This is a genomic window from Micromonospora sp. NPDC093244, assembly GCF_040683695.1.
Taxonomy (GTDB): domain Bacteria; phylum Actinomycetota; class Actinomycetes; order Mycobacteriales; family Micromonosporaceae; genus Micromonospora.
This window is the reverse complement of sequence record NZ_JBFBEO010000003.1, coordinates 446,344-471,775: the sequence shown is the minus strand read 5'-3', so window position 1 is coordinate 471,775 and position 25,432 is coordinate 446,344. Positions and strand designations below refer to the sequence as shown.

The window sequence follows — 25,432 nt, the reverse complement described above, 5'->3', positions numbered from 1 at the left end:
GAACAGGGGGTCGGATGAGAGCCGTCGTCTACGCGGACGTCCGGACGGTCGCCGTGCGCGAGGTGCCCGACGCGACGATCGAGGAGGAGACCGACGCGCTCGTGCGGATCACCTCCAGCGCGTTGTGCGGCACCGACCTGCACATGTACGACGGGCGCACCGGAGCCGACCCCGGGCTGGTGCTCGGTCACGAGCCGCTGGGCGTGGTGCAGGAGGTCGGCGGGGCGGTGCAGACCGTCCGGCCGGGCACCCGGGTGGTGATCCCCACCCACCTGTTCTGCGGGACGTGCGTGATGTGCGCCAGGGGGCTGTCGGCGGCGTGTCTGCGGGCGCGGGCCGAGGGGCCGGGCGCGGCGTACGGCTACGCAGGTATGGGGCCGTACCGGGGCGCGCAGGCCGAGCTGCTGCGGGTGCCGTGGGCCGACGCCAACTGCGTGCCCGTGCCCGGGGAGCCGCAGGACGCGTACGAGGACGACTTCGTGCTGCTCGCCGACGCGTTCGTCACCGGATGGCATGCCGCCGCCGCACTGGCCGTGGTCGAGCCCGGTGACACGGTAGCGGTGTTCGGCGCCGGCACCATCGGTTTGCTCGGCGCGTACTCGGCGCTGCTCCGGGGCGCCCGGGTCGTCTACTGCGTCGACGGTGTGGACGCGCGGCTCGACAAGGCCGGCGAGATCGGGGCGGTGCCCGTCGACTTCCGGCGCGGAGATCCGGTCGAGCAGATCCGCGCCGACCGCGCCCGGTCGGGGCTTCCGCTCGGCGAGGAGAAGCTGGGCGGGATCGACAAGGTCATCGACGCGGTCGGCTTCCAGGCCCGCGACCGGGAGCGCCCGGAGCGGGAACGCCCCGATCAGGTGATCTCCGACGCGGCCCGGTTGGTCAATCCCGCGGGCGCGATCGCGGTCGCCGGGGTCTACCCGGAGAAGGACCTGCACCCGCGCCCCGGCGCGGACGGCCACGAGAACCTGGTCGCGCCGTGGGGGACGCTGTTCAGCAAGGGGGTCGCGGTCCGGTTCGGCCGTACGCACGACCGCCGCTACACGGTGCTGCTGCGGGACATGGTCGTCGCCGGCCGGGCCCGACCCAGCGTGATCGTGACCCACCACGGCAGCCTCGACGACGCGCCCGATCTGTATCACCGCTTCGACCGCCGGGAGGACGGCGTGATCAAGGCGGTGCTGCGCCCGAGTTGACCGATCGGATCGCGGCCGACTGCCGCGAATCGGCAGTAACCGGCGTTAAGGTGCGGGATCCCTCTCCTGGTGCCGGGCGCGTCGAGACGACGGTCGTCGATCCGGTGTCGCCGTAGAGGCGCGGGTCACACAGGTGGTCGAGGGTCGCCATGGCGTCCCGGAGGGGGTGCCGGAGTGGCGGCCCCATCACGATCGTTCGATTGTGGCGGGCGTGCGGGTGCGTCGCTGTTCCTCCGGTCACTGCGGATCACCCCTGGTGGTGGGGCTTGTCAAGGGTCGGACGGCGTCAACCGACGCGCCACTGCCATTTGACAACGTTGCCACCGGCACGGGAAGGTGCCGTGAGTGGCTGCCGGGGCGGCTGTGACGGGCGAAGACAGGGTTACGTCTATATTGCCGGATTGTTACATTTTCAACAGGCCCTCGCCTTGCGGATGGCCGCTCCGCCGCAATACGTTGCCGTCAACAACAAAACCAAGTGAAGGTTCAACCTTCCGGAGGCAACCGATGACGTTGGCGAGGTGGTACGAGCGATGAGCGACGTGCCCATCCTCCTTGAGATGCGTTCCATCACCAAGGAGTTCCCCGGAGTCAAGGCCCTCTCCGACGTCAACCTGGTGGTTCGCGCCGGCGAGATCCATGCCATCTGCGGCGAGAACGGCGCGGGCAAGTCCACGCTGATGAAGGTCCTCAGCGGGGTCTACCCGTACGGCAGCTACGACGGCAAGATCATTTACCAGGGTTCGGAGAGCAGGTTCTCCGACATCCGGGCCAGCGAGAACGCCGGAATCGTGATCATCCACCAGGAGCTCGCGCTCATTCCGGGCATGTCGATCGCCGAGAACATCTTCCTCGGCAACGAGCCGCGCAAGCGGGGCGCGATCGACTGGAAGGCCGCGAACCGGATGGCCCTGGACCTGATGGCCCGAGTCGGCCTCCAGGAGGACCCGGACACCCTGATCAAGGACATCGGTGTCGGCAAGCAGCAGCTCGTGGAGATCGCCAAGGCGTTCGCCAAGGACGTGAAGCTGCTCATCCTGGACGAGCCGACGGCCGCGCTCAACGAGGCGGACTCCCGGCACCTGCTGGACCTGCTGCGCGGCTTCCGCTCGCGGGGCATCACCTCGATCATGATCTCGCACAAGCTCAACGAGATCGAGGCGATCGCCGACCAGATCACCATCCTGCGCGACGGCCGGACCGTGGAGACCCTCGACGTCAAGGCGGACGGGGTCGACGAGGACCGGATCGTGCGGGGCATGGTCGGCCGCGAGCTGAGCAGCCGGTTCCCGGACCACACCCCGAAGATCGGTGACGTCTTCTTCGAGGTCCGCGACTGGAACGTCAGGCACCCGATCTCCGCCGAGCGGCAGGTCTGCAAGAACGAGAGCTTCGTGGTCCGCCGCGGCGAGATCGTCGGCTTCGCCGGTCTCATGGGCGCGGGCCGTACGGAACTCGCGATGAGTGTCTTCGGCCGCTCCTACGGGGTGTACGAGTCGGGCACGATCATCAAGGACGGCAAGGAGATCGTCCTGAAGTCGGTGGCGGACGCCATCGACAACGGGCTCGCGTACGTCAGCGAGGACCGCAAGGCGATCGGCCTCAACCTGCTCGACGACATCAAGTCCTCGACGGTGGCCGCCAAGCTGTCCAAGATCTCGCACCACGGCGTCCTCAGTGAGGTCGAGGAGTACCAGGCGGCCGAGGCGTACCGCAAGGAGTTGCGGACCAAGGCCCCGACTGTCGACGAGAGCGTCTCCAAGCTCTCCGGCGGCAACCAGCAGAAGGTCGTCCTGGCGAAGTGGATGTTCACCGACCCGGACCTGCTGATCCTCGACGAGCCGACACGCGGCATCGACGTCGGTGCCAAGTACGAGATCTACGGCATCATCCAGCGGCTCGCCGACCAGGGGAAGGGCGTCATCGTCATCTCCTCGGAGTTGCCTGAGCTGATCGGGCTCTGCGACCGCATCTACACCGTGTTCGAGGGTGCCATCACGGGCGAGATCGCCCGGGCCGACGCCACCCCGGAAAACCTCATGAAGCAGATGACCTCGACGAAGAAGATGGCCACACGATGAGCCGATTGAAGGACCTTCAGAAGAACCTGTTCGGAGGCACCACCTCCAACGCTCGACAGTTCGGAATGATCTTCACCCTGGTGGCGATCGTCGTCCTGTTCCAGATCCTGACCGACGGCCTCACCCTGCGGTCGGACAACCTGATCGCGCTGTTCCAGCAGAACTCGTACATTCTGATTCTGGCCATCGGCATGCTCATGGTGATCGTGGCCGGGCACATCGACCTCTCGGTCGGCTCGGTCGCCGCCTTCGCGGGCATCCTGGTGGCCAAGTCGATGGCCGAATGGTCGCTGCCCTGGCCCGTCGCCATCCTGTTCGGCCTCGCCATCGGTGCGATCATCGGTGCCTGGCAGGGCTTCTGGGTGGCGTACATCGGGGTGCCGGCGTTCATCGTCACCCTGGCCGGCATGCTGCTCTTCCGCGGTGGCAACCAGTTCATCGGTAACGCCAACACCATTCCGGTGCCCGAGGGCTTCCGGGAGATCGGCTCGGGCTTCCTGCCCGAGTTCGGCCCGAACACCGGCTACAACAACGCGACGCTGCTGCTCGGTCTGGCCGCGGCGGTGGCGGTGGTGTGGCGCGAGATCCAGGCCCGCAAGACCCGTCGGGCCATGGACGCCGACCCGGCGCCGATGTGGATCTCGATCCTGCGGATGGCAGTCATGGTCGGGGTCATCGCCTTCGCCTCGCTGCGCTTCGCCAGTGGCCGCGTCGGCACCAGCTTCCCGATCTCCGGAATCATCCTGCTGGTCCTGGTCATCGCGTACTCCTTCTACACCCGCAACACGGCAGGTGGCCGGCACATCTACGCGGTGGGCGGCAACTCCCGGGCGGCCGAGCTGTCCGGCGTGAAGCTCAAGCGGGTCAACTTCTTCGTCATGATGAACATGTCCGTCCTGGCAGCGCTTGCCGGCATGATCTTCGTGGCCCGTTCGGCGGCCTCCGGACCGCAGGACGGCAACGGCTGGGAGTTGGACGCCATCGCCGCGGTCTTCATCGGTGGCGCGGCGGTCTCCGGCGGTATCGGCACCATCAGCGGCTCGATCGTCGGTGGTCTCGTCATGGCCGTGCTCAACAACGGCCTCCAGCTCATGGGCGTCGGCACCGACCGCGTCCAGATCATCAAGGGTCTGGTCCTGCTGCTGGCCGTCGCGATCGACGTCTACAACAAGAGCCAGGGGCGCTTCTCCATCATCGGGAGCCTGATGCGGCCGTTCCGTCGCGACGACTCCGTCCCACCCGCCTCACCGCCGGACGCGGAGCGCGAGCCCGCCAAGGCAGCGGTGTCCGGCTGACGGCCACCGACCTCTCCACCCGTCTCACATCCAGAAAGGCAAGTCCTCACCATGCGTAAATTCTTCGGCTCGTCGGTGGTGGCCATCAGCGCCGCCGCCATGCTGGCCCTCGCCGGCTGCGGCTCCGGCCGTGACGGCGACAGCGACTCCGGCGGCGAGGCCGCCAAGGGCTTCGCTGCGAACTCCCTGATCGGTGTGGCCCTGCCGGCCAAGACCTCGGAGAACTGGGTCCTCGCCGGTGACCTGTTCACCAACGGTCTCAAGGAGGCCGGTTTCCAGGCTGACGTGCAGTACGCCGGCGCGTCGACCACGGTCGCCGACCAGCAGGCCCAGATCACCGCCATGACCACCAAGGGCGCCAAGGTCATCGTCATCGGCGCGACCGACGCCGCGCAGCTGTCGACCCAGGTCGCCGCGGCGCACGCCGCCGGTGCCAAGGTGATCGCGTACGACCGGCTCATCACCAACACGCCGGACCTCGACTACTACGTCGCGTTCGACAACTTCAAGGTCGGCCAGCTCCAGGGCCAGGCCCTGCTGGACGGCATGAAGGCCAAGAAGCCGAACGGCCCGTACAACATCGAGCTGTTCTCCGGCTCGCCGGACGACAACAACGCCGGTGTCTTCTTCAACGGCGCCATGGACGTGCTCAAGCCGGAGATCGACAAGGGCAACGTCGTCGTCGCCTCGGGTCAGAAGGACGTCAAGCAGACCGCCATCCAGGGCTGGAAGGCCGAGGGTGCGCAGGCCCGCATGGACCAGCTGCTGACCTCGACCTACGGCAACAAGGAGCTGGACGGCGTCCTCTCCCCGAACGACACGCTGGCCCGCGCCATCCTGACCTCGGTCAAGGGTGCTGGCAAGCCGATCCCGGTCGTCACCGGCCAGGACTCCGAGGTCGAGTCGGTCAAGTCGATCGTCGCCGGCGAGCAGTACATGACGATCAACAAGGACACCCGCAACCTGGTGAAGGAGACCATCAACATGGTCAAGGCTCTCCAGGCCGGTGACAAGCCGCAGGTGAACGACACCGAGTCGTACAACAACGGCAGCAAGGTCGTCGACACGTTCCTGCTCCCGCCGGTCGCCGTCACCAAGGCGAACGCCGCCGAGGCGTACGCGAACGACCCGAAGCTCGCACCGCTCACCAAGTAATCACGCGGTAGGCAGCAACGACGATGGGTCCCGGGAGCTCCCCTTCCGGGACCCATCGTCGTCCGGGCGCCCCGCACCACCCGGCAGCGACCCGGAAGGAGGTCTGACCGTGAACGAACCCATCCGGTCCAGGCCAGCCGGCGTCGGCCGTAACCCCGAATCCCCAGTGCCCTCGGTCCCCGGCGCCAGCCAGGAGGAGATCCGGCGGCAGAACCTCGGTGCCGTGCTGCGCTACGTGCACCTGCACGGCCCGACGTCCCGCGCCGAGCTGACCACTCGACTCGGCCTGAACCGCAGCACCATCGGCGCCCTCGCCGCCGACCTGGTCGCCAGTGGCCTGGTCACCGAGGAGACAACCACCACCGCCCGCCGCGCCGGCCGCCCCTCGCTGGTGGTCAGCCCTCGCTCCGACCGGGTGTACGCACACGCCCTGAGCATCGACGCCTACCGGTTGCGTGCCGCCCGGGTCGGCCTGGGCGGGCGCATCCTCGACCTGCGGGAGGTCGCCCGGCCCGGTGGCATGTCGGCGGTCGACGCCGTCGGGCCGCTCGCCGACCTGGTCCGCGACATGGAACGCGCGGTGGCCCCCGACGCGCTGCTCGTCGGCGGCGCCGTCGCGGTGACCGACACGTCCCGCAACCCGGACGGCGAGATCCTGGTCGCCGGCGTCGAGGCGACCCTCGGCGCGGCGCTCGAGGCCGAACTGTCCGCCTGCCCCGGCTTCGTGGCCGGGGACCTGGCCGACATCGCCGGGCTGGCCGAACACGTACGCGGCGTGGCGGCAGGCGTCGACGACCTCATCTATCTGCACGGCGACGTCGGGATCAGCGCCGGCATCATCGTCGGCGGCCGCCTGGTGATCGGCCACCGGGGGCACAGCGGCAAGGTCGGCCACATGGTCGTCAACCCGAACGGGCTGCCCTGCGGCTGCGGCTCGCGCGGCTGCTGGGAGACCGAGATCGGTGAGGCGGCGCTGCTGCGGCACGCCGGTCGGGACCCCCACGACCGTACGGCGGTAGCCGAGGTGCTGCGCGCGGCGGAGCACGGCGACCCGACCGCGCGGGCGGCGGTCGAGCGGGTCGCCGACTGGCTCGGCTTCGGCGTGGCGAACCTCGTCAACGTGGTCAACCCGGACGCGGTGGTGTTCGGTGGCTCCCTTCGCGACATCTTCACCGCCGGAGCGGACACCGTACGCCGCCGGCTGGACACCATGCCGCTGCCGGGCTCCCGGGAGCACCTGCGCCTGCGCGCGGCCGCGCTCGGCCGGGACGCCGTTCTGATCGGTGCCGCCGAACTGGCCTTCGACAAGCTGCTTGCCGATCCGCTCAACGTCGGCGTCGCCGGACAGTGGGGATCGGCCGGCTCGGCCTAGGGATCCGACCCGCCGCGCGGGATCCGGCAGTTGCCGCACCACCTGATCACGCCGCCCAGCCGGGGGCCAGGTCTCGTGCCCCGTCAGGCGCTGTCGTCATCGCGCTGAAGCCGGCCGGAACTCACTCCCGTATCCGCTACCGTATGTTGTACGGTAAGCGCCGGTGGCCGCTACGGAGGGGAGATCGACGTGACAGCGAGCGGTGCGGCGATAGTCGCGCAGGGGCTGCGCAAGCGGTATCGGGACCGGTTCGCCCTGGACGGCTTCGACCTGCGGGTGGACGCGGGGACGGTGTGTGGCCTGCTCGGTCCGAACGGGGCCGGCAAGACCACCTCGGTGCGGATCCTGTCCACCCTGCTGCGGCTGGACGGAGGTCGCGCCGAGGTCGCCGGCTTCGACGTGACCCGCCAGCCGGACCAGGTGCGCTACCGCATCGGGCTGGTGGGGCAGCACCCCGCGCTCGACGAGGCGCTCAGCGGCAGACAGAACCTCGTGCTCTTCGGGCGGCTGTTCCACCTGGGGCGGCGCCGGGCCCAGCAGCGGGCGGTCGAGTTGCTGGAGCGGTTCGGCCTCGACGATGTCGGCGAGCGGCCGGTACGCACGTACTCCGGCGGGATGCGGCGCCGGCTGGACCTGGCGTCCGGCATGATCCTGGCCCCCGCCGTCCTCTTCCTCGACGAACCCACCACCGGGCTGGACCCGCGGGGCCGGAACGAGGTGTGGGTCTCGATCCGGGAGCTGGTCCGCGCCGGCACCACAGTGCTGCTCACCACCCAGCACCTGGACGAGGCCGACCAGCTCGCCGACCGGATCTCGGTGGTCGAGGCCGGTCGCGTGATCGCCGAAGGCACACCCGACGACCTCAAGGCCCGCCTCGGCGGCGACCGGATCGAGCTGGTCGTCGCGGACGCCGCCGATCTCGCCACCGCCGTCACCCAGGTGCGCCGGGTCGTCGACGACGAGCCGACTGTCGACCCCGACCGGCGTGCGGTGAGTGTCGGCGTCGGGCGTCGCGCCGGTGCTCTCGTCGAGGTGTTGCGGGCACTCGACGCCGCGCAGGTCACGGTGGCCGACGTCGCTCTCCGTCGCCCCACCCTGGACGACGTGTTCCTGCACCTCACCGGGCACCGGGCCGTGCGGGAGGTGACCGCGTGAGCACCACGACCCTGCCCTCGGCGGTGGACCTGACACCCGGCCGGCCCGCCGCGCTCACCGACAGCGGCACCCTCGTCTGGCGCGGCCTGGCCCGGTGGCGACGCGAGCCCGGGCCGCTTGTCGCCTCGCTCGGCTTCAACATCCTGATCGTGCTGATCTTCGCCTACCTGTTCGGCGGGGCGTTGCAGGTGCCCGGCGGGGGCAGCTACCGGGAGTTCCTGATGCCCGGCATGTTCGTGATGACAATGGTCTTCGGGATCAGCCTCACCACTATCGCCGTCGCCGAGGACCTGGAGCGCGGCATCACCGACCGGCTTCGCGCCATGCCTGTGTCACCCCTCGCGCCGCTCGTCGCCCGGGCGGTGACCGACATGCTGTTCGCCCTGGTCACCCTCGCGGTGCTGCTGGCCGCCGGCCTCGCGGTCGGTTGGCGGGCGCACGGCGGCGCCGGCGCCACGCTGGGCGCGGTGGGGCTGATCCTGCTGCTGCGGTTCGCCCTGATCTGGGTCGGCATCTTCCTCGGCCTGGTCACCAGGGGTCAGACGGCCGTGGTCGCCGTGCAGACCCTGGAGTTCCCGCTCGGCTTCCTCTCCAACGCGTTCGTCGCACCTGCCACGATGCCGGCCTGGCTCGGCGCGGTGGCCGCGTGGAACCCGCTGTCGGCGACCGTCGGCGCCACCCGCGAGCTGTTCGGCAACCCCGGCTGGGGAGGTGACTCGTGGGCGGCGCAGCACTACCCGTGGCTGGCGGTGGCCTGGCCGATCGTGCTTGTCGCCGTGTTCCTGCCGCTCTCGGTCGCCAGGTACCGGCGGTTGGCCGGCTGAGCGTCCAGGCGTACGCGCCCCCGGTGGCCGGGCCACCGGGGGCGCGGTCGGTCACCCGGCGGGACGCAGCACCCGCCCCGGGCCGGCTGCGTTGTCGGCGGCGGCCTGGCTGCGCTGCGTCCCGGTGACGCAGACGTCGTCGCCGATGAACGCCTCACGCCACACGTACCCGGCGACGCAGGTGTGCGGGCCGTACGGTCCGCTGACCCAGCGGCTCGCCGCGGCGGCGTTGTCCGCGAGCACCTGGGAGCGGGTCGCGCCGGTGACGCAGACGTAGTCGGACTGGTCGGCGTCGCGCCAGACGTACCCGCTGACGCAGGTGTTCGGGCCGGAGACGAGCCGGGCCGGGTTGCGCCGGGACGCGGCCGCGGCGTTGTCGGCGGCGGCCTGGCTGCGCTGCGTCCCGGTGACGCAGACGTCGTCCCCGGCGTACGCCTCACGCCACACGTAGCCGGCGACGCAGGTGTGCGGGCCGTACGGGCCGTTCACCCAGCGGCCGGCCGCGGCGGCGTTGTCCGCCCACACCTGGCTGCGGGTGGCGCCTGTGACGCAGACCAGATCGCCGGCGCGGGCCTCGCGCCACACGTAGCCCTGGAGGCAGCGGTTCACCACGTCGGTCGTCACGGTCACCGAGGCGGAGTTGCCGGAGAGCCAGTTCACTCCGATCTGCACGCCGTTGGCGTTGAGCGACTGGACCGGCCCGCCGCCGGGGCCGGTACGCAGCAGGGTCGGGGTGCCGTTGCGGACCTCGTGCAGCAGCACCGTGTCGGCGGGGATGCCCGCGCTCCAGCCGGTCTTACGGCGGAACTCGACCGTGTAGTAGTGGAACAGGTCGGCCGGGTCGAACGGGATCCGGACCAGTTGCGGGCCGCTCGCGGCGGGCACCTCAAGCGGGGCCAGGGTGAGGGTGCGGGAGGCGACCCCGTCGGCGGCCATGGTGAACACCCGGTTCTTGGGCAGCCAGCCCAGCTCGTCGCGGTGCGGCCCGTTGAGCCCTACCGCGCTGGTGCCGTAGTTCGCGGTGCCGAAGGCGTGGATGTGCATGGCGCTCATCTCGTCCCACGGGTCGTCGTACTCGCCAGGCTGGGACCACGGCGCGTTCTGGTAGGTGGTGTCGTTGGAGAAGGAGTGCCCCAGGTTGTAACCGTGCAGCATCTCGTGCGCGGCGAAGCCGACGTTCCAGGCGCCCGGGTCGAGCAGCACCCGGCCGCCCGCCGCGCCGGAATCCACCCAGTCGTTGAGCATGACCGCGATCCGGTTGCCGGCGGGCACCGCGTAGCCGGCGGTCGCCGCCGTGTCCACGCAGCGCTGGATCCGGGTCCACCTGTCGATCGACCCGAACTGCGCAAGCGTGTACGGCATCGTGTACCAGCCCCGCACCACGGACCCGGCCAGCGACACCCGTCCGCCGGACTGGTCGGCGAAGTAGTCCGCCACCCCGCCGGTGCCGACCCCGGCCGCGGTGAGGAAGTTGGCGAAGTGCGACGGCGGTTGAGGCTCCGCCGGTTTGTCGCTGAACTTGCACAGCAGCACCGACCAGGCGGTGGCGTTGCGGATCGGGCTGGCCGTCGCCGGGGCGGCCGGCAACGCGACCGCACCCAGCACGGCGCAGGCGAGCGCCACGGCCGACGCGGCAACCCGACTGAGGATTCTGGACTTCACGCGCACGCTCCCGTCTCTGCGGCCCGGCCAACCCGGGCCCGGAGTCCACATCGGAGCACCGTGGGTGAGTGAAGCGGCACGTTGAGTCGCGTTGGCGACGGGCCGGAATCCGACTTCGCGGGCTCGTACTGACTGTCGAGCGCCTGCGCTCACGGGTGATCGCCGGGGCCCCCGCACCCCGACGAGCACCCGCCGCCGCGCTACGCGATCCGGCGGATCCGCCGCACCGCGAGGTAGAGCAGGAGCAGGGCCAGGGCGACGAAGATGCCCGTCTCGATGCCCTGGAACAGCCAGAACCGGTCCGCCGGCTGGTACAGCTGCCAGTTGTACGCGCCCGGTTCGAGGCCCAACTCGGCGCCGCAGACCCGACCGTCAGGTCCCTTTCCGCCGGGCGGGCACTGGATCCGGGTGTCCTGGGCGATCAACGTCCCGTCGGGATTCCGGACGCCCTGGGTGAGGATCCAGTCTCCCCGGCTGATCTCCGGTGGCCCTTCTCCCTCGATCGGGAAGGTCTGGGTGCGGGCCGGCTGGTAGCGGGGTCGGGCCAGGATCTCCACCGCCGCCCGTACACCGATGTAGCCGGCGAGGGTGATGCCCATGGCGGGCAGCATCCGCTTCCACACGGTGCCGGCGAAGACGCCAAGCGCCACGGCGAAGAGGGTGTAGCCGATCGGGACGACGCCCTGCAGATCGAAGACGATCATGCCGAGCCGGCCCTCGTACGCGGCCTTGGTGAGCGGGTCGACCCACCACGACATGCCCAGCCCGTACAGCGCCGCGAGGACCAGGACGGCTCCGCCCACCAGTCCGAACTTCACCAGGGCCCAGCGGGTCCGGCCGACGCCCTGGGTCCAGACGAACCGGTGCGTGCCGTGCTCCACCTCGCGGGCGACGAGCGGGGCACCCCAGAAGAGGCCGACTAGCGCCGGCAGGGTGATCAGCAGTACGGCGACCAGGTTGAGGCTGCCGTACTTGTTGCCGAAGCGGTGGAACCCCGCGTCGCAGGTCTCCCGTGTCGCCGCCGCCACATTGGCGTCCGCGAGCTGGCGCGCGCAGTCCGCCAGACCGAGGTCACTGAAGGTGTTCCGCATCGACAGGCCGATCGGCACCAGCAGGGCGGCGAGCGCCGCGAGGCCGACCAGGGTGTAGAACGCCTGCTTGCGGTGTTGCCGCCAGGTCAGCCAGATCATGCCGCCACCCCCCACTCGCTGTGACTGGTCTGGACGGCGCCGTCGGCCAGGTAGGCCAGGACGACGTCCTCCAGGCTGACGTCGCGGACCGTCCAGGCCGGATCGGTGATCGGACCGTCGGTGCGGACCAGCAGCGTGGACTGCCGGTCGGTGTGACTGGCCCGGACCACGGCGGCGACGCCCCCGACAACGCCGCCGTCGTGCCGGGGACCGACGAGCTGCCGGTGGGCCTCCACCAGCTCGTCGACAGCGCCGGTGAGCTGCACCTGGGCCGAGTTGAGCACGATCAGGTAGTCGCAGACCCGTTCGAGGTCGGCCAGCAGGTGCGAGGAGAGCAGCACCGTGGTCCCGGAGTCCGCCACGCTGCCCATCAGCGACTGGAGGAACTCCCGCCGGGCCAGCGGGTCGAGGCTGGCCACCGGCTCGTCGAGCAGCAGCAGCCGGGGCCGCTTGGCCAGCGCCAGGGCGAGCGCCACCTGGGCCCGCTGCCCGCCGGAGAGCTTGCCCACCGGCCGGTCCGGTGGAATGCCGAGCTGTGCCAACCGGGTACGGGCCAACGCCGCGTCCCACCGCCTGTTCAGCTTGCCACCGGCGAAGACCAGCTCGGCGGCGGTGAAGTCCCGGTACAGGGGAGTGTCCTGGGCGACGAACCCGATGTCGGCCAGGCCCTGCGTGTCCCCGTACGGGGACCTGCCGAACACCCGCACCGTGCCGCCGTCGGGCTTGAGCAGCCCGACGGCGAGGTGCAGCAGGGTGCTCTTTCCCGCACCGTTCGGCCCGACCAGCGCGGCGATCCGGCCGGCCGGCAGGTGCAGTGAGCAGTCCCGCAGCGCCCAGGTGCTGCCGTACCGCTTGCCGAGCCGGTCGGCCTCCAAGACCATGTCCATCCTCTGTCCTCTCGTTCCGCTCATGCGGGTTCCTTCTGCGGGGTGTCGTCGGCGAGGGTGGCGCGCAGCGTGGTCTCCACCAGGGCGATGACGTCCTCGGCCGTGAGGCCCGCGGCCTGCGCCCGGTGCAGCCAGGTGACCAGGTCGGCGCGCAGCTCGGCCTGGTTGGGCAGGGACGCGCCGGCGAGCGTGCGCTGCACGAACGTCCCCACCCCGGGTCGGCCGCCGACCAGACCCTCGATCTCCAACTCGCGGTACGCCTTCAGCACCGTGTTCGGGTTGATCGCCAGCGACTGGGCGACGTCCCTGACCTTCGGCAGCTGGTCGCCCGGTGAGAGCAGGCCGACCCGCAGCGCCTGTTTCACCTGCTGCACCAGCTGCATGTAGGTGTTCACCTTCGACCGGCTGTCCAGCACGAACTCGATCACTCGTGATGATCCTTCCTGTTGTCCTACGACAGTAGGACTAATAGACAGCTTTGACGCACGGGTCGTACCTGTCAAGCGACTCGGCGGCAGTGGTGGCACCGGCGGGCCACGGATTGGCACCCACGGGCCAGCGGACCGGGAAGGGGACGGCAGGCGATCCGCGCGACGGAGAGGTGGGCGATGGTCACCAAGCAGTTCACTGCGCCGACGGCGACTCCGTTGCAGACGGCCCGCGCCCGGGGCCGGGTGCGGGGACGGCTGATCCTGCTCGGCCCGGCGTTCGTCGCCGCCGTCGCGTACGTCGACCCGGGCAACTTCGCGACCAACTCGGCCGCCGGCGCCCGCTACGGCTATCTGCTGGTCTGGGTCGTGGTGGTGGCCAACCTGATGGCGATGCTGGTGCAGACGCTCACCGCCAAGCTCGGCCTGGCCACCGGGCGCAGCCTGCCGGAGCTGTGCCGCGAGTGCCTGCCACGGCCGGTGAACCGGATGATGTGGGTGCAGGCCGAGCTGGTCGCCATGGCCACCGACCTGGCCGAGGTGATCGGTGGCGCGGTCGCGCTCTACCTGCTCTTCGGCATCCCGCTGCTGCCCGGCGGGATCATCATCGGCGCCGCCGCGTTCGCCGTGCTGGCCCTGCGCTCACGGGGCTTTCGCGCGTTCGAGATCGGCATCGCCGTGCTGCTCGGCGTGATCGTGCTGGCCTTCGCCGCCAACCTGCTCGCCTCCGGCTCCGACCCGGGCTCCGCCGTCGCCGGCCTGGTGCCCCGCCTCCAGGGCACCGACAGCGTGCTGCTGGCCGCCGGCATCCTCGGCGCCACGGTCATGCCGCACGTCATCTACGTGCACTCCGCGCTGACCCGCGACCGCATCCCCGCCGCCGACGACACCGAACGTCGCACGCTCTTTCGGGGCCAGCGCACCGACGTGCTGCTCGCGCTGACCGCCGCCGGGGCGGTGAACCTCGCCATGCTGCTGATCGCCGCGGCCAGCTTCCGGGGTGGTGGCCCGGCCGGCGCGGACAGCCTGGAGGGGGTGCACGCCGGGCTCGGTCAGACAATCGGCACCGCTGCGGCGTTCGGCTTCGCCATCGCCCTGCTGGTCTCCGGGCTCGCGTCCACGAGCGTCGGCACGTACGCCGGTGAAGTGATCATGGAGGGCTTCCTGCGGCGGCGGATTCCCCTGCTGCTGCGTCGCCTGGTCACCCTGCTGCCCGCGCTCGCCGTCCTCGCCATCGGCCTCGACCCGACCCGGGCGCTGGTGCTGTCCCAGGTCATCCTCAGTTTCGGCATCCCGTTCGCGCTGATCCCGGTGGTCGCCTTCACCCGTCGCCGGGACCTGATGGGAAACCTGGTCAACCACCCAGTCACCACCGCCGCCGCCTCGCTGGTGGCCGTGCTTGTGGTCGCGCTCAACGCCTTCCTGCTCTGGCAGGTCGTCGCCGGGTGAGCCGGGGCGTGGGTCAGGTCCGGCGGCCCTCGTCGCGGGCCGGGATCTCCTGGCGCTGTTCGAGGGCGTCCGCCGGGTCGGCATCGGCCGGCAGTGACGTCCCCTCCTCCAGGGCGCCCGCCGGCAGGGCGCCCTGCTCGGCGAGGTCGGCCTCGGACGCCTCCGGGTCGACGTCACCCGACACCCGGTCCGGCGGTCCCACGTCGAACGCGTCCTGCCGTTGCTCGACGGCGTCCGCCTCCGGGGGAGGGATCGGAACGCCCTGGTCGTCCGGGTACGTGCTCATCGGAGCCTCCTCGCGGCGGTCGTCGACATGCCGCCGGGCCGCTGCCTACCCGGCATCGCCGCACTCAGACCTGCCCCGGGGGCGGGATCCGGCGGGATCCCGACCGGCTCGGGTGTCAGGCCGGCGGGGTCGCGCCGCCGCGGCAGGACGGGGCGGTCGTGCCCCGCACCGTCGTGGGGGCACCGAGATCCACCGGAGCGGGGCCACCCGCGCAGGTCAGCGCGCCCACCCGCCCGCCGGCGAGGATCGGGGCCGACGCCGTACCGGTCAGCGCCAGCGGGCCGTCCACCCGCGTGCCCACCACCGTGACGTGGCCTGTCGTGCCGGTCAGCGCCACCGCGCCGCGTACCTCGGTGCCCAGCAGTTCGACGGCGGCGGCGCCGGACGACGCCAGGCCCCCGCCGATCGTGGACCGCTCGGCGACCAGGGAGGCGCCACGTGCCACGGTGACCGGGCCGCTCACGGTGGCCCCGCGCAGGCAGGTGACGCCGGCGCTCGCCACCAGCGGGCCGGCGTGTCGCCCGGCGACCACGCGGGTGCAGGCAGGTGGCGGCGGGATCAGTGTGGCCACGAACGCACGGGACGACCCGACGTTGCCGACCGCGTCGACGCCCCGGTACTCGATGGTGTGCCTGCCGTACCCCGGGGACCGCTCGGCGAACGGCGACACCGACAGCCCGCCCGAGCCGAGGTTGCCGTAGACCAGGCCGTCCACGTCGGTGCCGGTGGCGGTGAACAGGAACGGCGACCGGGCGTCCGTCGGCCAGCCGTAGTAGGTGTGCCAGCCGTCGCCGTCGAGCCGGAACTCCGAGGTCACCACCCCGGGGCGGTCGTCCGTGCCGGTCAACCCCATGGTGAACGGGCCGTTGTACACGTACTCGGTAGGCCGGCCGGGCCGGGTCACGGTGAGCAGGGGTTCGGAGAGTTCGTACGCGACGTCGGGGCGGGTCGCGTCGACCGTCCAGGTGCGGGTCACCGCCTCCCGGGTCGCCGGGTCGCTCACCCGGGCGGTCAGCCGGTGGGTGCCCCGCGACAGGCGCAGCGCGCCCAGGTCGAGGTCGCGGTCGCTGCCGGTGTCGGCCACCTGTCGCCCGTCCAGCGACCAGCGCACGCCCGGCGCCCGGTCGGTGGGTTGGCTGGTCTGCACGTACACCACGTCGTGGGCCCCGACCGGCCGGTCGGTCGGGGTGGACCCGGTGATGGCCAGCGGCGGCGCCACCGGCGGGGTGCGGACACCGGTGTCCACCGTCCAGGTGCGGGTCTGGGTCAGCGCGGGGGAGGTGCGGATCGCCGGGTCGCGGACGAACTCCGTCGGGTCCGTCACCGTGGCGGTGACCGTGTGCCGGCCGGGGCGCAGCCGCAGCGTCCGCAGGTCCAGGTGGCGGGCGTCGCCGGTCCGCGGCACCACCCTGCCGTCCACCGACCAGGTCACGGCCAACGCGTGGCTGACCGGGTGCAGGGTGTCCACCCAGAGCAGCCGGTCCGCGCCGACCGGCTGGTCGGTGGCCGTGCCGCCCTGCACGATGCTCACCCGGGCCGCGATCCGCTCGGTCATCTGCTCGCGGCCGACCTGGTCGAAGTAGAAGCCCAGCGACTTCATCATCGAGTGCCGGCTCGGCCGCCACACCCCGCGCTGGAGGTACAGGCCGCCCTCGTAGCGGCCGATCCGGCCGCCCGACTCGCTCGGCTCGCCCAGCCAGCGCCACCACTTGGCCCGGGTGTCGCGCATCTGCCGCTCGGTGAGCACCGTGTGGTGCGCCGAGTCCGGTTCCGGCCCGTCGTACGTGTCGCCGGGCACCCCGCGGGCGTAGTAGTCGTACTCGTCCTGCAACCCGCCGAGCGAGTGCCCGAGCTCGTGCGGGCTGATCAGCGCGGAGAGCGCGTTACCGCCGGACGCGGTGGCGTTGCTGCCGCCCGCCCCGCCGTAGGTGCCGCTGTTGGCCAGGGCGATCAGCTGCCGGTTGCCCGGGTTGGTGCCGACGGCCAGGTCGGCGTACGTGTTCGCGGCGGCGCCGTCGACAGTGAGCAGGCGTTGCACGCTTGCCGGGTTGCACCCGCCCCAGAAGCCCATGTCCAGCACTGTGTCGCGTTGCGGCGCGGACAGCCCGGGATCGCAGTCCACTCCCGACTCCGGCGAGACGATCTCGACGGCGTACACGTTGAAGTAGCTGCGGTAGGACTTGAACGGCTCGATCGTCCAGAGGGTGTTGAGGTGCCGGTCCACGTGCTCCCGGAAGGTGGGCAGGTCGGCCTCGGTGTAGCCGTCGCCCAGCAGCACCAGGTTGAACCGCTTCGCCGGGTCGCCGGTGACCTGGATCGGCACCACTGTGGCGCTGCCGGCCGGCGCGGCGGTGGCCGGTGTGGCGACAGCCATTCCCGCCGCGACCAGCGCCGCCACACACAATCCCGCTCTGATCCGCACCCCGCGCCCCTTCCGACGTGCCGTGCGGCCGGACGGCGTGGGACGACCGGGCCGGCGGGAGCGCCGGTGCCGGTCCGCCGTGACCGCTGTCACCTCGGACCGTACCGGGGGCCGGGCCGGCACGTAACCCCGCGTCGTCGTGAGTGGACCGTGGCGGCGGGTGACCGCCCGGCGCAGCCAGCGCGGCGTTCGGCTCGCGCGCCCGCCGGTCCGGGTGTCGGGCCAGCCGTTCGATCGGGAAGCATCGATGCACCGTCCGGTGTGGCAGTCGTTGTCGGCGGGCGACGCCCCACGGTGCACCCGGACCACCCGCGAGGAGAGGGAACACCATGCGATGGAACCCACGACGGGTTGCCGCCGGAGGCTTCGGGCTCGTCCTCGGCGCCGTACTGGCGCTGGCCCAGGTCGCACCCGCCCAGGCCGAGTCGAACGGCGGCGTACGCGTGATGCCACTTGGTGACTCGATCACCGACGGGTACAACGTGCCCGGCGGGTACCGGATCAACCTGTGGCAGCGGCTGGGCGGCGGCGGCTACACGGTCGACTTCGTCGGCTCCGGGTTCAACGGCCCGGCCAGCCTCGGCGACCACGACCACGAGGGCCACTCCGGCTGGCGCATCGACCAGCTCGACGCCAACATCGTCACCTGGCTGCGGAACACCGACCCGCGTACCGTGCTGCTGCACATCGGCACCAACGACGTGAACCAGAACTACGACCTGGCCAACGCCCCCGCCCGGCTCTCCGGTCTCATCGACAAGATCAGGTCGACGGCTCCGGAGGCCGAACTCTTCGTCGCCACCATCACGCCGGAGTCCGACGCGACCCGGGAGGCGCGGGTACGGGCGTACAACGCCGCGATACCAGGGATCGTGGCGCAGAAGGGCAGCCGGGTGCACCTGGTCGACATGCACGCCGCGCTCACCACCGCCGACCTCGCCGACGGTGTCCACCCCAACGCCGGCGGGTACGACAAGATGGCCGCCCGCTGGTACGAAGCGCTGCGCTCGGTGCCCGGCAGCCTGACCCCGGCCGGCGGCCCACCGGTCGGCACCCCTGTCGGTCTGGTCAACACCGCCTCCGGGCGGTGCCTGGACGTCTCGGGCGCGAGCACCACGGCCGGCGCGCCCACCATCATCTGGGACTGCCACGGCGGCGCCAACCAGCGGTGGACCCGCACCGCCGCCGGCGAACTGCGGGTCTACGGCGACCGGTGCCTCGATGTGAACGGCGGGGCGAGCACCGACGGCACAAGGGTGCAGATCTGGACGTGCAACGGCAGCGCCGCACAGCGCTTCACCTTCCGCACGGACGGGGCCGTCGTGCTCGCCTCCGCCGGCAAGTGCGTGGACGTGACCTCCGGCGGAACGGCCAACGGCACGACGGTGCGGCTCTGGACCTGCAACGGCACCGGCGCGCAACGCTGGTCCACCCGGTAGCGGACGCCCGGCCGGTCCACGTCGTACCCGGCGGGACCGGCCCGGGGCGTCGGGTGCCCGCTCAGGGGACGGTCGGGTGCCCCTGCGGGTTGCGGCGGCCACACCCAGTGCGAGCAGTACGCACAGCGCACCGACCAGGAAGAGCAGCGAGCCGGTCGGCTGGCCCAGCCACTCCCACAGCGGATGCCAGGCCGGGTGCGGCTCTCCAGAGTCCGGCGGGGTGACAGCACATCGACAAGGGTGTGGTCACGGCCCCGAGATGACCACACCGGTGGTCGGGATCCGCCAGGATGGGCGGGACGGCCGGGACGTGGCCGCGACGAGGAGGCGGGCGATGCGCGTACGCGGGTGGGTGACCCGGGGGCGGCGTGTCCGCGCGGCAGCGGTGCTCGGCGCGCTTGTCGTCGGTGCCGTGCCGGCCGTGGCGTTGGCGCCCGGTGTGGCCGGCGCGGCGGGCCCCGCACCTGTGTGCCAGGTGCGGGACGACCGGCTCACCGAGATCTCCGGGATGGTCGCCACGGACGACGGGTACGTGGTCGTCAACGACGGCGCCGACGACGAGGCCCGTCGCCGGATCTTCCACCTCGACCGCCGCTGCGCGGTGACGCGGACGGTCAGCTACCCGTCGCGCCCTCGCGACACCGAGGACCTGGCGATCGGCGCGGACGGCACCATCTGGGTGGCCGACACCGGTGACAACGACCGTACGCGGGAGACGATCGCCCTGTGGCGGCTCGCGCCGGGCGCGGACGAGCCGGTGCTGCTCCGGATGGCCTACCCGGACCGCCCGCACGACGCGGAGGCGCTGCTGCTCGACGCCGACGGCCGGCCGCTGATCATCACCAAGGGTGGCAGCGGCACCGCCGTCCTGTACGCGCCGACCGCCGCGCTGCGACCGGGCGCGACGACGCCGCTGGCCTCGGTCGGCCAGGTGGTCCTGCCGTCCAGCTCCACGAGCAACCCGTTCTCGTTCCTCGGCCGGGGCGTGGTCACCGGCGCGGCGAACGCGCCGGACGGACGCCGGGTGGTGCTGCGCACCTACGCCGACGCCTTCGAGTACGACGTGCCCGACGGTGACGTGGTCGCCGCGCTCACCACGGGCGTCCCGAGGGCCATCGCGCTGCCGGACGAGCCCCAGGGCGAGTCGATCACCTACAGCCGGGACGGACGGTCGCTGCTCACCGTGTCCGAGTCCGCCGACCAGCCGGGCGCCCGCCCGACGATCCTGCGGTACGCGGTCGCGCCCGCCACCGCCGCACCGCAGCCGGCGGAGTCCACCACCGCCCCCACGCCCGCGCCCACGACTGCCGTCCCCGCCGCCGGGCAGGCCGACGGGGGCGTCCGGATCTGGCCCCTCGCGGCCGGGGCCGGGACGCTCCTGGGCCTCCTCGCGGTCGGCGGTGTGCTGTGGCGGCGGCACACCGACAGGCGGTGACCGGCGGCCCGTCCGCCGGCGCGCGTCAGGTGCGGCAGGATGGGCGGATGTCCGTCCTGTCCACGTTGCGTCATCCGATCGTCGCCGCCCCGATGGCCGGTGGGCCGTCCACCCCGCCACTCGTCGCGGCCGTCTCCGCCGCCGGTGGCCTGGGCTTCCTGGCCGCCGGGATGATCGACACCGGACGGCTGGTCGCCGACGTCGCCCAGGTCCGCGCCCGCACCGACAGCCCGTTCGGGGTCAACGTCTTCCTGCCCGGCGCCGGCCCGGTCGACCAGGCCGCCATCGAGGCGTACGCCGAGCGGCTCGCCCCGCAGGCCGACAGGCACGGCGTGCGGTTGGGCGAGCCGGTGGGCGGCGACGACGCGTACCCCGAGAAGCTGGCGGCGCTGCTCGCGGACCCGGTGCCCGTGGTGTCCTTCGTGTTCGGCCTGCCGGACCGGGCGGCGGTGGCCGCCCTGCGCGAGCGCGGCACCGAGGTGTGGGCCACGGTCACCAGGCCGGACGCCGCCACGGCAGCCGTCGAGCTGGGTGTGGACGCGGTGGTCGTGCAGGGCACCGAGGCGGGCGGGCACCGCGGTGGGGTGCCGGACGACGACGACTACGCGCTGCTGCCGCTGCTCCGGTTGGCCGCCGCCCGGTGCGCCAGGCCGCTGGTGGCCGCCGGTGGCATCGCCGACGGTCCCGGGGTCGCCGCCGTGCTGACCGCCGGGGCCGCCGCCGCCCAGCTCGGTACGGCCTTCCTGCGCTGTCCGGAGGCGGGCAGCTCGCCCCTGCACCGGGCGGCGGTGGCCAGCGCCGACCCGACCGCGTTGACCCGGGCGTTCACCGGCAAGCGGGCCAGGGGAGTGGTGAACGACTTCCTGCGGCGGCACGACGCGGCGGCGCCGGCCGGTTACCCGCAGGTGCTGCACCTGACCCGGCCGCTGCTCGCCGCCGCCCGGCGGGACGGGGACGCGTCGGTCGCCAACCTGTGGGCCGGCCAGGCGCACCCGCTGGCCCGGGAGATGCCGGCGGCCGACCTGCTCGCCGAGCTGAGCGCCGACGCCCGGGCGGCCCTGGAGGGGGCGCTGCGGCGGTCGACCCACTGGGGCTGACCAGCGCGTGCACAGTTGAGCCGGGCGGGCGGACGGCGCCGGACGGGAAACCCGTTAGAGTCTCGCCGTGATCGAGATCGGCACCCAGGTGGACCTGTCCCACCCGCCCGACCGGGTCTGGCTCGCCCTGACGGATCTGGAGCTGCTCGGCAGGTGGTTCGTGGAGGCCGAGACGGTCGAGGGTGTGCCGGACCGGCTGCTGCTGCACACGTCCGGCCTGCCGGGCTTCGACGCCGACGTCGAGGTCGAGGTGACCGAGCGGAACGCGCCGGAACTGCTCTCGTTGCGCTGCGACGAGGCCGGCCGGCTCACCGAGCTGACCTGTGCCGTCACCGCCACCAGGGAGGGCTCGCGACTCGCGGTGCGGGAGGTCACCACGCACGGCGCCTGGTCGGCCGAGCAGCACGAGGCGCGGGAGCAGCAACTCCGGCAGGCGCTCACCGTACGCCTGCCTGCCATTCTCGACTGGCTCGCCTTCCAGCAGGTCGACCTGCGCCGGGGCGAGGCCGGAATGACCGCCGAACTGCCGGTGATCGGTGCGGGCGGCCCGTCGGCCGGTCCCCGACGGCGGCGGCGCACGCTTGTGGCCCTGGTGGGCGGGGCTGTCCTGGTGGCGGGCACGGCCGCGTGGATCGCGCTGCCGACCGGGTCGGATCCCGCAGCCGCGCCGGCCCCGACGGGCACACCGTCGGCGAGCGCGACGGCCGTCGCCCCCACCGTCGCGCCCACGGTGACCCCGTCGGCGCGGCCGTCGCGGACCGTCGCTTCGGCGACCGCCCGGCCGAGCCGTACGCCGTCGGCGAAGCCGTCGCGGACGCCCTCGTCGGCCCCGCCGCCCTCGCCGCAGGTCGTGGTGGCGGCCCGCTACGAGACCGACTCCAGCCGGCTGTTCGGTTACACGGGCGAGATCGTGGTGGACAACCCGGGCAGCGCAGCGGCGAACTGGTCGGTCGTGGTCACCCTCGCCGAGGGCACCACCGTGGACGACGTGGACGACGCCACCTGGCGGCAGGACGGGCGGACGATCACGTTCACCGGGCCCGCCGTGTCGGCCGGCGGGTCACAGACGTTCCGGTTCGACGTGCGCGACAGCCGGCCCAAGGCACGGGAACCGGAGAGCTGCACGATCGACGGGAAACCCTGCGCGGGCCTGTGACCTAGGCTGCCGGAATGGCTCTGCTGCACCGCGCGACACTGCGCCCCACGAAGCTCGACCTGCTGGCGACCTGGCTGCCCGCCCGACCCTGGTACCAGGGGCCGGCCGGCGCCGCCGTGGTGAGCCGGGGCGCCTACCGCTTCGACGACCCGGCCGGCGCGGTAGGCGTCGAGACGATGCTCGTGGGCGCCGCCGACGGGCCGGTCCACCACGTCCCGCTCACCTACCGCGATGCGCCGCTCGACGGCGCCGACGACTCGCTGCTCGGCACCACCGAACACTCGGCGCTCGGCACCCGCTGGGTGTACGACGGCTGCGCCGACCCGGTGTACGCCGCCGCGCTGGCCCACGCCGTCCTCACCGGCGCCGGTCAGGCGGAGCAGTACTTCGAGGTGGACGGGCGGCGTGAGGTGCGCGAGCCGACGATGACAGTCGCCGTCACCGGTGCCGGGCACGCCGAGGTGGCACCGCTCGGCGTCGTACGTCGGGTGGTCGACGGGAACGACACGGTGATCGTCACCGACTCCGTCGAGCTTGTCGTCGTCCGCCGGCCCGCCCCGGCCGACCCCGCCGGACCCACTCTGCTCGGCAGCTGGGACGGGCAGCCGACGAGCGTCCCGCTGGCGTACGCCCGGTTGGCCTGACCACGCGGTGGGCGGCCCGGTTGTGCGGGCCGCCCACCGTGGTCACCACCGTGACGGAGGCGGGGGCGGCGACACCGGGGGCCGGTCGTCGCAGGTGATGGTGTTGGGCAGCAGCCACGGCGCGAGCCAGCCGCCGTCGTTGCCGCCGAGGTCGGTCAACCTGAACTCCGAGCCGGCCGGGGTGAAGTGGAACGACCCGCAGTTGTTGACGCCCACGGCTCCCACGTTGCGGGCGTCCACGTTGGCGAACGAGGCCGAGCCCGCCGCGCGGGCGCTGACCACCGAGGTGCCGGTGCCGTCGACCCGGACGTCGCGGAAACGCACGTCGCTTATCGAGTAGAGGTCCTTCACCGGCCAGTCGCTGACCAGCATGATCGCGTTGTAGGTGTTGTCGAGGTACGCGTCCCCGGTCACCTCGATCGCCGCGTCGATGCTGCGGTCCAGGGCGAAGACCCAGATCGCGCCCAGCCCGATGTTCCAGTTCAGTTCGTACGCGCCGGCGCGGACCGTGGTGTTGTCGGTGAACCGCAGGTGCCCGGTGAACGGCTCCGCGCCGAAACGGGAACCGGCGTGCAGGCCGCTGCCCTCGCGTACCGGGTCGGCGACGAGGTTGTGCGAGACGGTGGTGTCCGTGCCGCCGTAGATGGCGATGCCGTTGGCCAGCGTCGGCGACTGCACGGTGTTGTGGTCGAACGTGTTGCGCGCGTTTGCCGTCTTCTCCGACCACATCGCCAGGCCGTCGTCGCCTGTGTTGCGGATGAAGGTGTGCGCGACGAGCGAGTCGGTGACGCCTGTGTGGAAGTTGAGCGCGTCGGCGATCTGGTCGACGACGATGGTGTTGGTGACGCGGACGTTGCGCATCGGGCCGTCGAACCACAGACCCGCCTTGGTGTGGCGCAGGTGCAGGTCGTCGATCGTCGAGTCGCTCATCGCCCCGCCGATCGCGTTCACCTGGTCGGTGTCGATGCGTTCCCGCACGTCGCCCTCGATGGCGAAGCCGGACAGGTGGACGTTGCGGCTGCCGCCGTCGGCGGCGTCGCGACCGTAGAACCCGACACCTGTGTGCACCGAGCCGTCCGGCGCGGGGGTCGGCAGGGCGACCTCGCGGCCCTTGATGACGGTGTGCCAGTTGCCGGCGCCCTCGATGGTCACGTCGTCCACGATGATGTGCCTGTTGACCTGGTAGGTACCCGGCGGGATGTACACCTTCAGGTGGGTGCGCCGGGCGAAGGCGATGGCCCGGTCCAGGGCGTCGGCGGAGTCCCGCCGGCCGGTGGGGTCGGCGCCGAAGCCCAGCACGTTCGCCGCGAGCAGGCGGATGCGCGGCGGCGCCACCAGCTCGGAGTCGAGCAGGTCGATGACCGTCCAGGCGGCGGCGCTGCCGGCCGGCGCGGTGAGCCGGATCCGGTCACCGGCCCGGTAGGTGCGCCCGAGCAGCAGTCGCTGTTCGTCGTAGAAGTGGGTGGGTCGGAACGGCTTGCTGATGCTCGGGTACGGCGTGGTGGCCGACGGCACGCACTGGCACTCGGTGATCCACCAGTCCGGGTGCAGCAGCCCGGCCTGCGGGTCGTTGGTGAACGGGTACTGGTTGTAGAGCCACGAGTACTGCGAGGTGAGCGTCATGGTGCGCACGTGCGTGCCGTTGACGGCGACCCGCAGCGGCGCGGTGATCCCGCCGCCGGAGGGCGCGTCCGGGATGCTGTACCGCACGGTGATCCCGTTGGCCGCGCTGGGCAGGACGAACTCCACGTACTCGCCGGGGGTGAGCCGGACTGCCCGACGACCGGACGCCTCTGCGGGCAGCGTGTAGGCGGACCTGTCCGGGCCGATGACCTCGCCCGTGGTGCGGGCGTTCTCCGCCTCCTGTTCGACGAAGTCGACGTCGGCGCCGCGCCCGGTGATGAGCGCAGGATCGAGGGCGGCCCGGGTGACCACCGGCCGCGCGGCGTCGGACGCGGACGGAGCGGCGACGGCGACGGCGGGCGCGGCGGCCAGCACGGCGAGGCCTGTGGCGAGCGCGACCGCCGCCGAGGTGGGCCGGCCCGGGCGTCCCCGTGGCGGCATGAGGCTGCGAAACATCGGTGACCCTCCTGGGTGGATGGTGGTGGAGGTCCGCCCGGCGTCCCCCGACGCCCGACATTGATCTGCATGATGCAGCACCGGACAGTCTGCTGCAAGACGACAATCGAACACCGAAAAGGAGCGACTGTCCGACCGCAAGAAATGGACGATTGGTGAGTTGAGGTGTCGCGCCTCGCCTGC

The 25,432-nt window shown here is 72.1% G+C and carries 20 protein-coding genes; 13 read left to right on the top strand and 7 right to left on the bottom strand.

Features of this window, described 5'->3' with window-relative positions; genetic code table 11:
* Positions 1–14 precede the first annotated feature (14 nt).
* The 7 genes from AB0N27_RS20730 (at position 15) to AB0N27_RS20700 (ending at position 9,075) form a co-directional block, all read left to right on the top strand.
* On the top strand, positions 15–1,193 hold the full coding sequence (locus AB0N27_RS20730) for an alcohol dehydrogenase catalytic domain-containing protein (RefSeq protein ID WP_364372026.1): 1,179 nt from the start codon (positions 15–17) through the stop codon (positions 1,191–1,193).
* A 533-nt stretch (positions 1,194–1,726) separates the two neighbouring features.
* Entirely contained in the window at positions 1,727–3,274 is a 1,548-nt protein-coding gene (gene mmsA, locus AB0N27_RS20725) for a multiple monosaccharide ABC transporter ATP-binding protein (protein ID WP_364372023.1), read from the top strand.
* Positions 3,271–4,569: a multiple monosaccharide ABC transporter permease gene (gene mmsB, locus AB0N27_RS20720; protein ID WP_364372020.1), complete on the top strand. Its 1,299-nt coding sequence runs from the start codon at positions 3,271–3,273 to the stop codon at positions 4,567–4,569. Before mmsA ends, mmsB begins: the two co-directional genes overlap by 4 nt.
* 51 nt (positions 4,570–4,620) lie before the next feature.
* Positions 4,621–5,724, top strand: coding sequence for a sugar-binding protein (locus tag AB0N27_RS20715; RefSeq protein WP_357986089.1), 1,104 nt, complete (start codon positions 4,621–4,623; stop codon positions 5,722–5,724).
* Between the two features lie 166 nt (positions 5,725–5,890).
* A complete protein-coding gene (locus AB0N27_RS20710; RefSeq protein WP_364372152.1) occupies positions 5,891–7,096 on the top strand; it encodes an ROK family transcriptional regulator in 1,206 nt (401 codons plus the stop codon).
* A gap of 189 nt (positions 7,097–7,285) precedes the next feature.
* Positions 7,286–8,251, top strand: a complete 966-nt coding sequence (locus tag AB0N27_RS20705; protein WP_364372015.1) for an ATP-binding cassette domain-containing protein — start codon at positions 7,286–7,288, stop codon at positions 8,249–8,251.
* Positions 8,248–9,075, top strand: a complete 828-nt coding sequence (locus AB0N27_RS20700) for an ABC transporter permease (RefSeq protein WP_364372012.1) — start codon at positions 8,248–8,250, stop codon at positions 9,073–9,075. Before AB0N27_RS20705 ends, AB0N27_RS20700 begins: the two co-directional genes overlap by 4 nt.
* 51 nt (positions 9,076–9,126) lie before the next feature.
* On the opposite strand, the gene AB0N27_RS20695 is transcribed toward AB0N27_RS20700, so the two are convergent.
* The 4 genes from AB0N27_RS20695 to AB0N27_RS20680 all read right to left on the bottom strand — a co-directional run bounded on the left by AB0N27_RS20695 (position 9,127) and on the right by AB0N27_RS20680 (position 13,242).
* Positions 9,127–10,737 carry a hypothetical protein gene (locus tag AB0N27_RS20695; protein WP_364372009.1) on the bottom strand — a complete coding sequence of 537 codons (1,611 nt, stop codon included), beginning with the start codon at positions 10,735–10,737 and terminating at the stop codon, positions 9,127–9,129.
* A 200-nt stretch (positions 10,738–10,937) separates the two neighbouring features.
* Positions 10,938–11,927, bottom strand: a complete 990-nt coding sequence (locus AB0N27_RS20690; protein WP_364372006.1) for a transporter — start codon at positions 11,925–11,927, stop codon at positions 10,938–10,940.
* Complete coding sequence (locus tag AB0N27_RS20685) at positions 11,924–12,814, bottom strand: ABC transporter ATP-binding protein (RefSeq protein ID WP_364372003.1); 891 nt, start codon at positions 12,812–12,814, stop codon at positions 11,924–11,926. Before AB0N27_RS20685 ends, AB0N27_RS20690 begins: the two co-directional genes overlap by 4 nt.
* A 20-nt stretch (positions 12,815–12,834) precedes the next feature.
* On the bottom strand, positions 12,835–13,242 hold the full coding sequence (locus AB0N27_RS20680) for a GntR family transcriptional regulator (protein WP_364372000.1): 408 nt from the start codon (positions 13,240–13,242) through the stop codon (positions 12,835–12,837).
* 180 nt (positions 13,243–13,422) lie between these two features.
* Here AB0N27_RS20680 and AB0N27_RS20675 point away from each other — a divergent pair, with 180 nt between their 5' ends.
* Complete coding sequence (locus AB0N27_RS20675; RefSeq protein ID WP_364371997.1) at positions 13,423–14,691, top strand: Nramp family divalent metal transporter; 1,269 nt, start codon at positions 13,423–13,425, stop codon at positions 14,689–14,691.
* 13 nt (positions 14,692–14,704) lie between these two features.
* On the opposite strand, the gene AB0N27_RS20670 is transcribed toward AB0N27_RS20675, so the two are convergent.
* Both AB0N27_RS20670 and AB0N27_RS20665 read right to left on the bottom strand, forming a co-directional pair.
* Entirely contained in the window at positions 14,705–14,977 is a 273-nt protein-coding gene (locus AB0N27_RS20670; RefSeq protein WP_364371994.1) for a hypothetical protein, read from the bottom strand.
* Between the two features lie 115 nt (positions 14,978–15,092).
* The gene (locus tag AB0N27_RS20665; RefSeq protein ID WP_364371991.1) at positions 15,093–17,399 is read right to left on the bottom strand and encodes a M64 family metallopeptidase; all 2,307 of its coding nucleotides are present in this window, start codon (positions 17,397–17,399) and stop codon (positions 15,093–15,095) included.
* 329 nt (positions 17,400–17,728) lie between these two features.
* Here AB0N27_RS20665 and AB0N27_RS20660 point away from each other — a divergent pair, with 329 nt between their 5' ends.
* The 5 genes from AB0N27_RS20660 to AB0N27_RS20640 all read left to right on the top strand — a co-directional run bounded on the left by AB0N27_RS20660 (position 17,729) and on the right by AB0N27_RS20640 (position 23,170).
* Positions 17,729–18,838, top strand: a complete 1,110-nt coding sequence (locus tag AB0N27_RS20660) for a lectin (RefSeq protein ID WP_364371988.1) — start codon at positions 17,729–17,731, stop codon at positions 18,836–18,838.
* A gap of 334 nt (positions 18,839–19,172) precedes the next feature.
* Positions 19,173–20,273, top strand: coding sequence for a hypothetical protein (locus AB0N27_RS20655; RefSeq protein ID WP_364371985.1), 1,101 nt, complete (start codon positions 19,173–19,175; stop codon positions 20,271–20,273).
* 47 nt (positions 20,274–20,320) lie between these two features.
* Positions 20,321–21,370, top strand: a complete 1,050-nt coding sequence (locus tag AB0N27_RS20650) for a nitronate monooxygenase (protein ID WP_364371982.1) — start codon at positions 20,321–20,323, stop codon at positions 21,368–21,370.
* Between the two features lie 67 nt (positions 21,371–21,437).
* Positions 21,438–22,526 carry a cellulose binding domain-containing protein gene (locus tag AB0N27_RS20645; protein WP_364371979.1) on the top strand — a complete coding sequence of 363 codons (1,089 nt, stop codon included), beginning with the start codon at positions 21,438–21,440 and terminating at the stop codon, positions 22,524–22,526.
* Positions 22,527–22,540: 14 nt separating this feature from the next.
* A complete protein-coding gene (locus AB0N27_RS20640; RefSeq protein WP_364371976.1) occupies positions 22,541–23,170 on the top strand; it encodes a hypothetical protein in 630 nt (209 codons plus the stop codon).
* Positions 23,171–23,212: 42 nt separating this feature from the next.
* Here the strand turns inward: AB0N27_RS20640 and AB0N27_RS20635 are convergent, their stop codons facing one another.
* Positions 23,213–25,249: a glycosyl hydrolase family 28-related protein gene (locus AB0N27_RS20635; RefSeq protein WP_364371973.1), complete on the bottom strand. Its 2,037-nt coding sequence runs from the start codon at positions 25,247–25,249 to the stop codon at positions 23,213–23,215.
* Positions 25,250–25,432: the final 183 nt, after the last annotated feature.